General features: G+C 64.4%; 18 protein-coding genes. 2 read left to right on the forward strand and 16 right to left on the reverse strand.

Translation table 11 applies throughout. The features are described 5' to 3' along the window. Positions 1-33: 33 nt before the first annotated feature. The 16 genes from A6723_RS09105 to A6723_RS09180 form a co-directional block, all read right to left on the reverse strand. Complete coding sequence (locus A6723_RS09105) at positions 34-243, reverse strand: tail protein X (RefSeq protein ID WP_024763574.1); 210 nt, start codon at positions 241-243, stop codon at positions 34-36. Further along, positions 215-1,120: a phage tail protein gene (locus tag A6723_RS09110; protein ID WP_037010789.1), complete on the reverse strand. Its 906-nt coding sequence runs from the start codon at positions 1,118-1,120 to the stop codon at positions 215-217. The genes A6723_RS09105 and A6723_RS09110 overlap by 29 nt, the downstream gene beginning before the upstream one ends. Positions 1,121-1,129: 9 nt before the next feature. Further along, positions 1,130-3,097 (reverse strand): glycine zipper domain-containing protein, encoded by a 1,968-nt coding sequence (locus A6723_RS09115; protein WP_054908051.1) that lies wholly within the window; start codon positions 3,095-3,097, stop codon positions 1,130-1,132. Positions 3,098-3,252: 155 nt separating this feature from the next. Continuing rightward, entirely contained in the window at positions 3,253-3,594 is a 342-nt protein-coding gene (locus A6723_RS09120) for a phage tail assembly protein (protein WP_024763577.1), read from the reverse strand. An 11-nt stretch (positions 3,595-3,605) separates the two neighbouring features. Then, positions 3,606-4,109: a phage major tail tube protein gene (locus A6723_RS09125; protein ID WP_024763578.1), complete on the reverse strand. Its 504-nt coding sequence runs from the start codon at positions 4,107-4,109 to the stop codon at positions 3,606-3,608. A 12-nt stretch (positions 4,110-4,121) separates the two neighbouring features. Then, entirely contained in the window at positions 4,122-5,282 is a 1,161-nt protein-coding gene (locus A6723_RS09130; protein WP_054908050.1) for a phage tail sheath family protein, read from the reverse strand. A gap of 162 nt (positions 5,283-5,444) precedes the next feature. Continuing rightward, the gene (locus tag A6723_RS32620; protein WP_371914050.1) at positions 5,445-7,853 is read right to left on the reverse strand and encodes a phage tail protein; all 2,409 of its coding nucleotides are present in this window, start codon (positions 7,851-7,853) and stop codon (positions 5,445-5,447) included. Next, positions 7,844-8,458 carry a phage tail protein I gene (locus A6723_RS09140; RefSeq protein WP_054908049.1) on the reverse strand — a complete coding sequence of 205 codons (615 nt, stop codon included), beginning with the start codon at positions 8,456-8,458 and terminating at the stop codon, positions 7,844-7,846. The genes A6723_RS32620 and A6723_RS09140 overlap by 10 nt, the downstream gene beginning before the upstream one ends. Beyond that, positions 8,451-9,341, reverse strand: coding sequence for a baseplate J/gp47 family protein (locus A6723_RS09145; protein WP_024763582.1), 891 nt, complete (start codon positions 9,339-9,341; stop codon positions 8,451-8,453). Before A6723_RS09145 ends, A6723_RS09140 begins: the two co-directional genes overlap by 8 nt. Further along, the gene (locus A6723_RS09150; RefSeq protein ID WP_024763583.1) at positions 9,338-9,664 is read right to left on the reverse strand and encodes a GPW/gp25 family protein; all 327 of its coding nucleotides are present in this window, start codon (positions 9,662-9,664) and stop codon (positions 9,338-9,340) included. The genes A6723_RS09145 and A6723_RS09150 overlap by 4 nt, the downstream gene beginning before the upstream one ends. Before the next feature lie 109 nt (positions 9,665-9,773). Then, on the reverse strand, positions 9,774-10,337 hold the full coding sequence (locus tag A6723_RS09155; protein WP_054908048.1) for a phage baseplate assembly protein V: 564 nt from the start codon (positions 10,335-10,337) through the stop codon (positions 9,774-9,776). Continuing rightward, positions 10,334-10,864 carry a hypothetical protein gene (locus A6723_RS09160; RefSeq protein WP_054908047.1) on the reverse strand — a complete coding sequence of 177 codons (531 nt, stop codon included), beginning with the start codon at positions 10,862-10,864 and terminating at the stop codon, positions 10,334-10,336. The genes A6723_RS09155 and A6723_RS09160 overlap by 4 nt, the downstream gene beginning before the upstream one ends. Positions 10,865-10,881: 17 nt before the next feature. Continuing rightward, positions 10,882-11,226 (reverse strand): phage holin family protein, encoded by a 345-nt coding sequence (locus A6723_RS09165; protein WP_024763586.1) that lies wholly within the window; start codon positions 11,224-11,226, stop codon positions 10,882-10,884. A gap of 315 nt (positions 11,227-11,541) precedes the next feature. Next, positions 11,542-12,015: a GNAT family N-acetyltransferase gene (locus A6723_RS09170; RefSeq protein WP_054908046.1), complete on the reverse strand. Its 474-nt coding sequence runs from the start codon at positions 12,013-12,015 to the stop codon at positions 11,542-11,544. An 83-nt stretch (positions 12,016-12,098) separates the two neighbouring features. After that, positions 12,099-12,458, reverse strand: coding sequence for a hypothetical protein (locus A6723_RS09175; protein ID WP_024763588.1), 360 nt, complete (start codon positions 12,456-12,458; stop codon positions 12,099-12,101). Between the two features lie 19 nt (positions 12,459-12,477). Further along, a complete protein-coding gene (locus tag A6723_RS09180) occupies positions 12,478-12,687 on the reverse strand; it encodes a TraR/DksA C4-type zinc finger protein (RefSeq protein WP_024763589.1) in 210 nt (69 codons plus the stop codon). Positions 12,688-13,100: 413 nt separating this feature from the next. On the opposite strand from A6723_RS09180, the gene A6723_RS09185 reads away from it, so the two are divergent. Together A6723_RS09185 and A6723_RS09190 are read left to right on the forward strand one after the other, a co-directional pair. Next, positions 13,101-13,871 (forward strand): helix-turn-helix transcriptional regulator, encoded by a 771-nt coding sequence (locus tag A6723_RS09185; RefSeq protein ID WP_054908045.1) that lies wholly within the window; start codon positions 13,101-13,103, stop codon positions 13,869-13,871. Positions 13,872-13,991: 120 nt separating this feature from the next. After that, positions 13,992-14,318 (forward strand): pyocin activator PrtN family protein, encoded by a 327-nt coding sequence (locus A6723_RS09190; RefSeq protein WP_054908044.1) that lies wholly within the window; start codon positions 13,992-13,994, stop codon positions 14,316-14,318. Positions 14,319-14,419 lie beyond the last annotated feature (101 nt).

The raw sequence follows: 14,419 nt of genomic DNA on the forward strand, positions 1-14,419 counted from the left end.
GCGGGGCCTGGTTACTGAAGCGAATGCTGGTGGTCACTCCCACAAGCGCACGCTCTGGTCTGCCGGCACGAGCAGTTCCGGCAGGCGGATGATCACGCCTCCCCGTAACGGTTGAGCTTCGTCGGCCAGTCCGGGATTGGCATCCAGCACGGCTTCCACGCAGCCATTGAGATGCCCGTAGCGCTGGTAACAGAGGCGGTCCAGCAGATCGCCGTCAGCGCTTCTGACTATCGTCGTCGCCATAGCGGGTGAACTCCAGGTCGAGGGTTTGCTGACGCGGCACGCCATTGGCGAACAACGCCTCCTGCGTCTCGGTGATCTTGGTCAGGCACCAGTTGCCCAGGTCATCGCCGCGGCCGGTACCGAGATGGACCGGCTCGCTCAGCGCGGCAATGTCGCGCAGCATCCGTGGCTGGTTCCAGCCGACGCGCTGCGAGGTGTCGCCGGCACGGATGAACAGCGGCATGACCACGCCATTGAGCGTGAGCGTTTCCGGGCCGAGGCCGACGCTCTGCTGCGCGCTGCGCCGGCCAAGCCGTGCCTGGTCCTTCCAGGCATAGCTGCTGGTGCGGGTCAGCCGCTGGAAGCCGGTGGTGTCGACGTTGAAGTAGTAAGTCTGCTCGGTCGACTTCAACGGGGTCATGATCAACAGGTGCTGCGGCACCTTGCACATCTGCTCGGAAGGGTCGAGCCTGGGTGCCAGCACCGAGCTTGGCAGGATGTCCTTCAGGCGCGGATCAATCTTGCCCAGCACCTTGTTCACCGCCTGGCCGGCATTGCTGATCTCTTCTCCCAGCTTCTCCACGTGCTCGTTGACCTCGGCCGCCACTTGCCTGGCCTTGTCGAGGTTCTTCTGCAGCTTTTCCTGCTCGGCCTGGGCTTTCTTCACCCCGTCCTGCAACTTGCCCTGGGCACGAACGATGCCATCGGTGACGCGCTTGAGCTTGGCTGCCGCCTCGGGCGTGACGCCGGGCAGGCCTTCGAGCGCTGCGACGCCGCTGCGAATGTGCAGCATTGCCTTGTCCACCGGTGCGGCGACCTGCTCCAGGTCGCGCCGGGCGGCCGTGGCAGCGCCCGCAATCATCCCGAGGCCGGTATTGAACTGTTCCAGATAGGTCATGGGGCCTCCCTACATGACGACGGTGTCGAACAGCGCATTGCGCTGCCTTTCCTGCTGGGCCTCGGCGATCAGCCGGCGCATTGCCGGGACCAGCTCATCCAGCAGTTGCTGCGGATTGACGATGTTGCCCGCCACGTTGATGCTCACCTGCGGCGAGAAGGTCCAGCTGGCTGGAGCGTTGGCGGCCATAGCTGCGGCGACCGGAGCTGCCGGTGCCGGCGCGGCAGACTGCGATTTCGCTGCTTCGTCCGACGGACCGAACAGCGCACCGACCCTGCCACCTATCCATTCGCCGACGGTCGCGCCGATGGCGCCGCCCACCAGCGTCCCCACGACGGGAATCGGAATCAGCGTGCCTAGCGCAGCACCTGCTGCCGCACCAATGGCCGAGCCTCCGGCCTTGCCGTAGCCGACGGCCTTCTGCGCAGGCGACTGGTCACTGGCATAGACCGAGGCAACATCGGCGATCGCCAACGCGGCATTGATCGGCCCGAAACGTCGCAAGCCCGCTCCAGCTTTCCGTACCAATCCGCCCGCCGCCCTTCCGATGCCGGAAGCACCCACGCGGCGTGCCAGGCCTGCGCCACGACGCAGGATGCCACCAGCGGCGCGACCGACACGCGAAGAGCGCACGGTTTGTGCCGCCCGGCCGAGCCATCCGGAGGCGGCTCCCGCGGCGCGTCCCAAGGTGGACCGGGCGCGCTGGAAGATACCGCCACGCGCCGCCCTGCCCGAGCCGCCGGTTTTCGATTTTCCGCCGCCCTTGCCTTTGCCCTTGCCTTTCGGCCTGCCCTCGAGGAGACCGTCGCACACGCAGGCCGGCCAGTTGGTGACGAAGACATCCTGGACATCGCGCTTGCCCCAGTTCCAGGGCATTGCATCATTGGCGTCCTCGACGAATTTCTTTGCGTCGATCAGGGACTTCAGCGCCAGCAGACCACCGCCGACAAACTCCAGGGCGCCCTGATGGCTGAGCATGGCATCACCAATTCCCAGCATGGCGCCGGAAATCTTTTGCTCGCTGGCCTCCAACTGCCCCAGCGGAGATTCCTGATGTTGCTTGACGCCCTGCTGCAACAGGTCGGCTGGGGCGGCAGCCAGGGACTGCCTGGTCTGCAACAAGGCCTCAGTCTTCTGCGAGTCTCCTGCCCGCAACGAGGCCAGTCTGCCAAGCAGATCGCGGCTGAACAGCTCGACCGACGGCGCTTCCTTCTGACCACGCCACGCCACTGCACTCAACGCACGCTCCAGATCGGCGGCATTGTTGATGCCCCCCTTCTGCTGCAGGGCGCTGATCAGCTGTGCCGTCGTTTGCATCGACACGCCCTGCCCCTGGGCGAACCTGGCCGCCACCGGCAACATCGTGTCCATATCGCGGAGCGGCACCTTGCTCTCGGCCATCGCCTGCGCCAGGCCCAGCACCTTTTCGCGGGGCATCGCAGCAGCATCCGCCGCCATCACAACGCGATTGCCCAATGCCGCCTCGGCGACCGGGTCGTAGGGTTGCCCTGCCGCTTCGCGAACCTGCACCAGACGCCCACGAAACGCGAGGCTCGCGCTCAGGGAAGATCGCGCGACATCACCGACAGAGTTCAGCTCGGACAACGACTTTGTCGCCGTTTCCATCCGCTGCCAATCGTTCGTCGGTGCGCTCGCCGGTGCGCTCGCCGCTGACGCTACACCGACGGTGATTTTCGGCAAGCGAACCTCTGCCGGCCGCAGTCCCAGCAGATCGATGATCCGTCGCAGCGCCAGCCTGGTTTCCCCCGCGTAGCGCTCACTGGAGCGATGGCGGATATCCTGGTTGTCCTGAACGGCATCGATGCCATCCACCAGCGTGCGCATGGGCAGACCTGCATCCAGTTTTCCAACGAGGGTTCCCAGGCGCACGGCGGAGTCCGTTATCACCCGGCCGAGCGTGCTGCCCAGACCGACGACAGCCGCCACCAGCACGTCCGGCTTTTCACTCATTTCCATTTCACTCGCCCTCTGACGACACTCGTCACTTCAACGACAAGGGAGCGCCGGTCACCCGACGCTCCGCGAGGGCGAACTAGCCCGCCTCGTCCCCCAGCCACCAACGCAGGTCGCTGAGGGTCATGCACTCCAGTTCGCCGACCGTGAAGCCCGACTCAGTCGCCAGTCGCCGCGCCAGCTGGCGCATCAGCGCGAAGCTCATCGTCGTCCTCTCGCACCAGGCGAAAGTAGGCGTGTTGCAGGCGCTGGTAATCGCTGAGCTTGAGCCCCTCCAGGTCCTGACGGCTGACCTGCACCAGCGAGGCGAACAGTTGCAGCTCGCGCTCCTCGTCATCACTGGCCACCTTGCTGGCCAGGCGGATGTCACGCACGGTCGGCGCACGCAGGGTGAGGACGTCCACATCGACGCCGTTGCAGGAGGTTGGACGGGACAGCTTCACCACCGCCGCGTCCTCGGAAAGGCTCAGCCACGCGGGCTGCTTGACAGAGTCTTGCATCACGGCTCTCCTCAGACGCCCAGGTCGTTACGCATGGCGGCGAGCTGGTCGACGCCGTCGATCTTGCGCACCGAGTTGGCCGGGTCGATCTCGAACATCTCGCGACCCTCGACTTCCAGCTTGTAGTAGGTGACCGCCACGCTGTAGGTGCAGGCGGCCAGATCGCCGGCTTTCCAGTCGCCCGGGTTGATCTCCTTGAGCAGGCCACGGACGGTGGCGACCACTGGAACGGTGCCGCCCTTCTGGGTCTTGAAGGAGCCGCGGAAGGTGCCGTTGAATGCTCCCTGGTCGCTCAGGCCGAAGAACTTCATGGCCTCGCGGCGCGCGCCGTTGGTGGTGAACTTTGCCTCCATGGCCTCCAGGCCGACGTCGAGCAGGACCGGAGCGTCCATGCCACCGGCACGGTACTCCTGGGTCTTCACCTTGAGGGTCGGCAGGGTCAGGGAGGGCACGTCACCGGCAAAGCTGACGCCGTCGACGAAGAGGTTGGTATTGGTGAGGATCTGCGGAATCATCTGGGGTTCTCCTTAAGCTGCGTCCAGGACTTCGGTGAGCCACTGATCGGTCACCTCGACGCGGAAGTTGGGGTTCTCGGCAGGCGGTACGTCGGTGAAGCGGATGTTCCAGTACACCTTGCCCTGGGCCAGTTGGCTGGCGGTGTTGAGTTCCGGGTCGGCATAGACCTCGAAGTCGATCACCGCGCCCTGGTTCTTCAGGTCGCGCATGAAGGCCTGCAGGCCCTCGGTGACATCCTTCACGTAGGTCTTGGTGATGCCGCGGTCAACCGCCCACTTGTGCCCGGCGAGGATTGCGTCCATCACCATGTCCATGGTTCGCACGCGGGTCACGAAGGCCCACTTGGCGTCGCTGGAGAGGGTGCGGTTGCCCCACAGGCGGTAGCCGTCGTCGCGGATGATGGTGGTGATGTTGGCGTTGTTGAGCAGGTTGGCGCGGCAGGTCTCGTCGCCGTCGAGGAATTCGATGGGGCGGCCGGTACCCGTGATGCCGAGCAGTTCCTTGTTCGACGGCGAGGACCAGAAGCCGTACTGGCTGTCGGTCCAGGCGAACAGCGCGGCGGCGTTGGCGGATGCCGGTGCGTCAACAGTGGCGCTGCTGACGGTGTCCCAGTACTGCACGCCCGGATCGACCAGGTAGATGCGCTTGCTGCCGAACTCTTCGGCGTATGCGATCGCCGCCTCGTCGGTGGTGTTGGGGCCGTCGACGATGGCGATGGCGCGCAGCTTCTCGGCCAGCGCGCCCATCGCAGTGCCAACCGCCTGGGTGGCGGAATGCTTCGGCGCGATCAGCAGGCGCGGCTGGGCATTGAAGCGCGACTTGCCATCGAGCAGCGCCTGCAGGCCGGTACGCTGGCCGGCTTCGGTGACGCTGCCGATGATCGAGGAAGTCTGCTGCGCAGCATCCTCGACCTTCGCCACGCCGACCGCCACGACCACTGCGGCGGACTGGGTGAAGATGGCGGTGCAGGACTTGTAGATGGCCGATGCGGTACCGAAGGCGGCGGCCGCTTCACGCAGGTTGGTGAGCAGCACGGGCATGTCCGCCTGTGCGGTCAGTTTGCTATCGGGGGTGAAGGTATCCACCAGGCCGATGATCGAGGACGACGGTAGCGCAATGGTGCGCGCACCGACGTCGACATTGGTCACGGTGACGCCGTGAAAGAAGCTCATAGGGTTTTCTCCAGACATAAAAAAACCGCCGGGAGGCGGTCGGGTGGTTTGCCCATTCAACGAAGGTGAGGGCGGTTTTTCGAACAAGTAATGGATGATTTTGTGAGTCCTCATCGCGCCAAGATTGGATCAATGAAGACAACGCTCCGGTGAGACCTGTAACTAGATGCCCACTGCGAACCAACGGAAAGTCACAATTCCTGGCACAACCAAGTCTCCCGAGTTCATATACACCTTGCCTGCTCTGTAGACGACGAACTGGGAGTTGGTTATGGGGGACGCTCCTACCGGAATACAGCTGTTTCCTGCATCACACGCGATAACCTGGAAACAGGTGGAGGGAAACGGGAGTGTGAATGGGAAGTTGCCAGACGATGCCCCTTGGGCAATTACAGCATTGCCCCACTGAATCAGCAGACCGCTGGGAAGCCGCTGATAACCACTAACCGTTGGACTAGCCGCAAACGCCGCTGCAGATCCCAACCTGGCACTACCACTCACTGCAAACCATGCGTTCACCCCATTACTGATCAGCACCAGATCGTCACCTGGGCCGACTCCCATCATGATCGAGGCCTGTGGCTGGGCGATGTTGTCGCTCCCCACTCGTTGTAGCGTGGTAGTGGTAGTACCGCTGGAATTGCTGAAGTACAGAGCGCTGCCATTAGGAACCGATGCGGCGCTCGGGAGTGTCAAGGTGCCATTGGCTGGCAGAGAGAGCTGGATAGCCCTACCACAAGCACTGGACGGAATGGCAACGCCAGCAGTAGAAAAAGACAGCCAACTGGAGAACTGCACACCTGCTGATTTGACAAAAGCAGTGGTTGCTATCGATGTATCGTTGTCGTACTGGGCCGGAGTGGGGGCGGTGGGATTCCCAGTAAGTGTCGGAGAGGCCAGTGGTGCCAGTGGTGACACCGCCGATTGTACAAACGCAGTGGTTGCGAGTTGCTGCGAATTGCTTCCTGGTGACGGCGTGGGAGCTGTCGGCACTCCACTCAGAGCAGGCGAATCCAGCTTCGCCAGTTCTACCGGTGCACGCCAGGTGCCGTCGCTGTTGCTGGACCGACCAAAGAAGCGATCGCCGGAGGGAATGTTGGCGATCTCGAATCCCCTGTTCCCGCCGTAAGTCATACGCATCAGAAACGCGTAATTGGAGTAAGGCGAAACATTCGCCGGCAAGTAATACATACCGGATTTCAATGCCGCCAGCGCCGAGGCATCGGCCGGAGCCTCTCCTGCTCCGGTGCTTGCCAGACCGGAACTGTTCAACGTGTCCTGGACGTAAGCCGTCGTCGCCACCGCAGTCGAACTGTCGCCGCGCGCAGCCGTCGTGGTGGTGGGCCTTCCAGCCAGGTATGTGTTCACAAAATCCATTTCCGGGTAGTACACGTCGACCGAGTTGCAGACCAACGAACACTGCCGCCCCTGGGTCACCGTCACGCCGGCTCCAGCAGCAGTCTTGATCGTCACGGTGAACGCACCGCTCGTGCGGTTATGCACCACCCACTGACGATAAACATTCGGCACGATCACGTTGATGTTGGCGGTGAGAACACCGGTAAACACCAGCATGCCGTAGCCGACTTCGTCAGCGGTCAAGGTGACATCCGCTCCCCCCGCGACAGACTTCGTCAGTTGGCCAGCCACCAGGTTGCGGACGTAACTGGTAGTCGCCAAGCGTGTGGACAGATCACCTTGAGCTGGATTGGGCGCAGTTGGGGTGCCGGAGAATGCCGGCGATGCCAGCTTCGCCAGGCCGTTAGTAATGTTCTGGAAACTCAGCGCCGTAGTGCCCAAGATGATCGCGCCATCGGTCACCAGTTGCCAGATGCTGTCTGCCTGGGAAGTACCACTTTCCACCACCACCGTCAGGCCCGGTGTCACTTCGCCGCTTTCGTCGGCATCGGTGGACCGCTTCCACGCGGCCGCCGCCGCGACATAGATGCCGTTGTCAGCGGAGTTGCTCTGGTTCTTCACCAACACGCGGTCGCCAGCAATCAGGGCGACGCCATCCAGGGTCTGCAATCCGCTGAGGGTGATGCTCGCGGTCGACGCCACGCGCACCGACTGCTTGCAGTCCAGTCGATTCATCGCGCTGACGATGGCGCTATCGACGTACTCGCGAGTTGCCAACACCACACTCGGATCGATCTTCAACTCCACCGACGCGGCGTTGCTGACGATCAGCACGATACGCACGGTCTGGGTGCGGCCGCTGCCTTCGGCCAGTTGCGGTTTATAGGAGGGCGCGCAGTTGGCGTAGGCGATCAGCGCGCCGACTTCGTCGTACAGGCCCATCTCGCGGATCCACCAGCCACCCACGTCCTCGGGGATGACCTGTTCGGCGATGATCTGCGAGCTGTTCGCCGGGTCGACACTCAGCCGGTTCAGCGGCGCACGACGGACTTCGTTGACCAGATTCGTGCGGCTGGCATCGGGCGTCGGTACGTTGCCGCCGCCGTCGCCGACGGCGAGCTGGGTGATTTTCAGGGAGGTGCCCAGCGCAGTGGCATTCGCCAGCTTGCCGGCACCGATCGTGGTGAGTAGTGCGTAGTAGGTTACTGCCATGGGTAGACACTCAAGCTATCGATGGTGTGCTCCCGGCACGGCAAGCCGTGGCTGCCGATCGCTTCGATCACATCCGGGAGGTAGGGATAGACGGTGACGATGTCGCCGTCGTATTGCCCGGAGCCGACGGTGATCCGCCCCTGGGATTCCAGGCTGATATCCAGCCCGATGAGGTGCCGCGTGAGCGGCTTGGCGTCCTCGATCAGACGCTCCACCTCCTGGTACATCTCTTCGCTGATACCGCTGTCAAGTACGCCGATGCGCAGGCGGAAGGTGCCCGGCTCGCCCATGGGCGAGCCCTGCCACCACTCGATGATCTCGATCAGGTAACCCAGCGGCTCGATCACCCGCCGGAGCGCGGCGATGGTTCCCTTGTGCTGATGGATGCGGAACGCAGCGGCCACCGCCTTGCGCTTCACCGCCTCGTTCCAGGCCGGATCCCAGCGGTCCACCGACCAGGCCCAGGCGAGATACGGCAGCAGCGCGACAGGGCAACGTTGCGGGTCCATGAGCTCGCGCAGCGGCACTGGCAGGTCACCGACCTGCACATCGGCCAGCGCACGCTCCAGCGGCGTCGAGTTGATCGGCAGCAGGCGGCTACTCATCGGAGCCACCGACGCGGATCTGGTAGCCGCTGCAATAGGCCGCCTGGGTGGAGTCGAGCACCACGTCCGCTGCCGGCTTCGCCAGTTCGACACGCTGCACGCCTTCCACATGCAGGGCGGCAAACAGCGCGCTACGACGGATATCCCGGCCGATGCGGCGCTGGGTAGCGATGTAGCTCTGCAGCGAAGCCTCGGCAGCCTGCTGGATCAGCTCGGCCTCCGGCCCCGGGTAGATGTAGAGCACGGCATCGACCTGGTAAGGCACGATGGCGGCGGACTGCACCGTGAGGCGGTCGCCTACCGGGCGCACATCCTCATCGTTCAGAGCCGTGCGCACCGCCTGGAGCAGCTCTTCCGAAGCAGCACCGTTGCCCTCGGAAGACAGCACGCTGACCAGTGCTTCGCACGGCTGCGGGCTGACCGCCGAGACGTCGGCGATGCGCCCGTCGGCGCCGAGCGCGAAGGCCACATAGGCGTTGCGCGGGCCGGCCACCGAAAGCTGATCGAAGGCCAACTGGGTGCGGTTGCGCAGCGAGTCGTCGCCCTCCAGCACGGCCGGCGTCGGCGGCGAGGTGGTGGCGTCTGCCTGCTGGATCACCAGGCGCTTGACGTTGTAACCGGCGGCCAGTTGATCGAGGTCGCCCTGGGTTGCGTAGCCGAGCATCACGGCACGGGCAGCGTCGTTGATCCGGGCGCGCAGCAGCAGCTCCCGGTAGGCCGCCAACTCCAGCAGCTTGACCACCGGATCGGACTCCAGCGCGGCGCTCCAGGCCTCACCCATGGCACTGCGGAAATCTGCCAGTAGCTCGTCGTAGAGGCTCTCGTAGTCGAGGTTTTCTACCACTTCCGGGGCGGGCAACTGGGACAGGTCGATGAGGCTCATGCCGCCACCTCCAGACCGACTTCGTCACCCAGGTAGATGCCGCGCAAGCGCAGCGAAACGCGGCCGCCCATCACCGCCGTCACCTGCACGGAACTCAGGCGCAGGCGCGGCTCCCAACGGCCGATGGCGCGGGCTACTTCCGCCTGTACTGCGCCCTTCCAGCCCTCGGTCACCGGCAGGTCGACCATGCGCCGCAGGCGACTGCCGTACTCGGGGCGCATGCGTCGACTGCCCAGCGGCGTGCCGAGGATGTCCTCGATGGATTGTTTCAGGTGTGCCAGCCCACTGAGCGGCTGACCGTTGCGCCGATCCATGCCGATCATGGCCGCGCCCTCCGCCACTCAGGGTGCGCACAGGATTCTTTGCCCATGGCAGGTCTCCAGAAATGCAAAGGCCCGCACATGGCGGGCCCGGGTTGATAATCGACTGTCGTCAGTGGGTGTGGTGATTGCTGTTGCCGGCGGTGTCCATGATCGAACCGGTGCTGCTGATATTGCCGTTCACCGTCAGCGCGCCCTTGATGTTCACCGGCCCGGTCAGCTGGATGCTCGCGGCAGAGACGGTCACCGCCCCCGGATCGATCACCACCTGGGTGCCACCGACCTTCACCGTTGCACTGCCAGCAGGCAGTTGCAGGTCGTAGCGATGCGCCTGCCAGTCGTAGCTCAGCACCGCGCCATCGGGGAAATGCCAGCTCTCCACCTCGCCGCGATTGTTCGGTGCAGCCGCTGCCACCCCGAACAAGCCGGGCACGAAGGTGCCCATCGCGGCCATGCCAGACGGGCTCAGCAATACGCCCTGCTCGCCCAGGCTCGGCGCGCGCCAGTGCCGAGCGGCACCAGCGGCCTGTGCGTGCCAGCGCACCCAGGCGCTGGTCCACTCGCCGGACCGCACGCGTACCCGCGCCGCCGCCAGGTCCACCGCTACCACCTCGCATGGCATGACCAGCGCGGCCAGCATGCGGTCGTGCTCGGCGCTCACGTAGTCCTGGTTCATTGCAGCGCTCCAGGATCGAAGTAATCGTCCTCATGACCGGGACCGGTCTCGGGATCGAACCCCAGCACCAGGCTGCCCGGCGGCTGGTCTTCCCACGGCCATTCCGTTTCACCGAGCAATACCGGTTGCTGCCACTCGACCAGCCACGCCCGGCACGTCGCCAGCGCAGGACTTTCGCTGTCCGGCTGGGCCTGGATGAAGCTGACCGGCTCCAGTTCCAGCCCCCAGTTCTGGGCGCGCAATAGCATGGCCAGCGCGGCGACGTTGCGCAGTGCAAAAGCCTCGGCTTGCGCGTCATCCCTTGCTACCAGAATGCGCGCCTGGAGCCGGCAGACCAGTGCGGTCTGGCCATTGCCGGGATCACGGCCGGGCAGCAGGCCGGCGTACTCCAGCGCCAGCGCAGGAAGTGTCGCCGGCGCTTGCTTGAGTGGGCCACGCAGAATGGCGCCGATCTCGGTCAGTCGCGTGGATAGCGCCTGCTCCACCGTGTCGAGCAGCAGGGCGAGGGTCAAAGGTTGTTCGGACATGTCGTCTCCTTGAAGCATCACTCTTGTCCGCGCTCGCTCGGCGGCAGTTCGCAGACGCCCAGGCGCTTCGCCGCCCAGCGTTCATAAAGACCGACGGCGATCTCCGCACCGGCCGCCGCGGTCAGGCTGCCGATGGCCGCAGCGAGAGTCAGCGAGGCGCCGCAGGCCATGGCCAAGAACATCACCGCCATGCCGCAGACGATGGAAGCACCGGAGCGCAGCGCCAGGCGTCGCAGCAATCGCCAGCCGCCCAGGCCCGCTTTGTCGGCGCGCCACATTTCACCGCTGATGCCGCCCGCAACCGCGAGCAGGATCAGCCCCCACAAAGGCACGTCGGCCAGGGTCTGAGGTTCGTTGCCCATTGGCTCACCTTGGATAAAGACGCCCGCGAACGGGCGAAACCGGCGGCTATCAGCCGGCCGGGGATCACTGCCGGCAAGCTCGCCGGCCGCCCGCCGAATCGGCGGTTCAAAAAACGCGGGCATGAAAAAGCCCGGCGCTGAGGCCGGGCTTTTCGGGGTTTCGCGTTGTGCTCCCTGGGGACGCACCTTTACAAGAATGACTACTTTTTACCCCCCGATTCCCGCCGGAACAAGGCTTCTTAGGGAATGCGCTGCAATACGCAGATGACACACCGTAATGTGCTGCCGAAACGCCGAAATCCAGCGTCTGAAATTTCAGAGCACCTTGCTCATCAGCACGGTGGTAAAGCCGCTGTGCCACTCCTCATCCGGGTAGAAATCAACCTCCGCATAGCCCTGCTTGCCATAGAAAGCGCGCGCCTGCTGGTTGAAGGTGTCGGTCTCCAGCCGGGCCCGGGCGAAACCTGCAGCGCGGATATTCTGTTCCGCGTGATCCAGCAACACAGCACCAATACCGCGGCGCTGCTGGCCGGGTGAGACGTGCAGAGCATCGATGAAGTCGTCGCGCCAATCGAGCAGGCCGACGATCTCGCCATCGATGCAGGCGACCTGGAAATGCGGCAGGCGCTCGCGCACATAGGCGACGGTATGTGCGGAAGACTCGAAGCGCGCGATGGCTTGGGTACTCAGCGCGGGCTTCCAGGTGGCTTCATAGGTTTCGCCGAGGATGCGCAGGATGGCATCGGCGTCGGCCGGTTCAGCGCGGCGGAGAAGAATAGGCGTTTTCATGGGGCGCGAGCATAGCTCAAGGTCCCCCACGAAAAGCACGAAGCCCGGCGCAGGGCCGGGCTTCGGAGAAGGGCTGGAAGGATTCAGGCGGCGCGGCGCATCAGCCGCGACTGGATGCTCTGGTGCGCCACATGCAGGCGCAGGTAGAAGGTGTTGCGGCTGCAGCGGCAGTGCCGGTACTTCTGCGCGGCTTCGCTGTCGCGGTTGAGGTAGTGCTCGGTGACGACGTCTTTCTGCTCGTCCGGCAACTGGTTGATGATCAGGTCCAGTTCGGCGACGCGATCAAGGATCACCTTGCTACCCCGGGTACCGCGGATCATTTCGCCCCTGTTGGCAATCATCATCGCCAGCAGGTTGCCCCCCGCGTAACCACCGCCGGCGCTACCCGGATTGTGCATTTCCTCGGCCCAGAGCTTGAGCATTTCATCGATCGGTTTGATCACGGCATTTCTCCCTGGCGGCTCAGTGCCGCCGCTCCAGTTCGTCCATTGCCTGGCAGTCGATGCAGCGCGTACAGCCCGGTGCGGCCAGTCGACGTGCGGGTGGAATATCGTCGCCGCAGTCTTCGCAATACTCGGCGGAGCTGACTGCCAGGCGAGAGCGGCGGCTATGCAGCAGGTCTTCGATCCGGTCGAGCACCAGGTCGTTGGCGTAGTCAGCGATATCAGCCACGGCGCACCTCCGTATCGACGGTTTGTGCGCAATGCCTGGCGTGTTGCAGGTGTTGATTCATGAAGGTCCTCCTGGCGACCTGCCCTCCGTGGTCGCCGAGCCTTCGGTCGGCCTGTGGTGGTCAGTCGCGATCTGTTCGTCGCGGACGCCTGACCATCGTGGCGGCGTCCCTTGCCGGTGCGCGGGCAGCACCTCCCTGGCCTGCCCGCGCCCTCCAGCCTGCCCCGCGCATCGCGCTTCGCAGGCAACCCGCGGCGTCCTTGCCGCGGTGAGGGGGAAGCCGTTCGCCTCCCTTCAGCCGAACCGGTATTCATCTCTTCGGTCGGCTGCTGGCTTTATGATTACAACCATGGCTATATTTAGTCAACACCAAAGCTATTTACAGCCTACAACCCAGGAGGTAGAGTGCCCCCATGGAAAACTCACCCTCATCGACGCTGGCAGACCGCCTCAAACAGGCGATGGCCTCGCGTAACCTGAAGCAGGAAACCCTGGCTGAAGCTGCCGGGGTTTCGCAGAACACCATCCACAAGCTGACCTCGGGCAAGGCGCAGAGCACGCGCAAGCTGATCGAGATCGCCAGCGCCCTGGGCGTCTCGCCGACCTGGCTGGCGACCGGAGAAGGTTCGCCGGCGGCCACCACCAGCGCGCCGGTAGTGCGCCCGGCCGATGGCAGCCCGCTGCGGCTGGAACCGCTGCACCCATGGGATAGCGACACACCGCTGGACGAGGACGAAGTGGAACTACGCCTGTACAAGGAAGTGGAACTGGCGGCTGGCGCCGGCCGCACCGCGGTGCGCGAGATAGAAGGGCGCAAGCTGCGTTTCTCGTACGCCACCTTGCGCGCTGCGGGAGTCGACCCGGCGGCGGCGATCTGCGCCCAGCTCACCGGCAACAGCATGGAGCCGCTGATCATGGATGGCTCCACCATCGGCATCGACACGGCCACCACGCACATCACCGACGGTGAGATCTACGCCCTGGAACATGAGGGCATGCTGCGGGTGAAGTTCGTCTATCGCCTGCCTGGCGGAGGCATCCGCCTGCGCAGCTTCAACCGCGACGAATACCCTGACGAGGAGTACCCGGCGGAGCAGTTCGACAGCGGCCAGATCCGCATGATCGGCTGGGTGTTCTGGTGGTCGACGGTACGCCATCGCCGCGCACCGACCCTGGTTCGCTAAGCATCGCCTGCTGGTCATGAACCCTGCTTCGGCGGGGTTTTCTCTGCGCGGCGATTGAAAAGAAATACAACCTTTGCTATATTTCTCCTGTCGCCACCACCATCGGAACAGGAGAGTCCCATGCAGTCGACCGCCGATATTCGCCCCGCCCCGCGCCCGGAGACGGTGAGCCTGGTCTATCAGATCTTCGGGGACGTCCTGGTGCCGCTGGAGCAAGTGCGCGAGCGCTGGTTCCGCAACCTGAACCGGGAGAATTTCAGCAAGGCACTGTCCTGCGGGCGCATCGCCCTGCCGGTGACCACGCTGGATGACAGCCACAAGGCGATGCAATACGTCGCGGTGGATCATCTCGCCGCGTATGTGGAGGAGCGCTCGCAGCAGGCGAATGCTGCCTTGGTTCAGCGCAAGTCGGGTCTTCAGGTGATGGAGGCGCGCCAGGCCGGGTGATCAGGCTCTTGTAGGAGCGAGCTTGCTCGCGAACGGCGTTGGCCGGGTGCTCCGATGTTGATCGGTTCGCGAGCAAGCTCGCTCCTACACAGAGCAGCCGG

Source organism: Pseudomonas sp. AU11447 (assembly GCF_001672555.2).
GTDB lineage: Bacteria > Pseudomonadota > Gammaproteobacteria > Pseudomonadales > Pseudomonadaceae > Pseudomonas > Pseudomonas nitroreducens.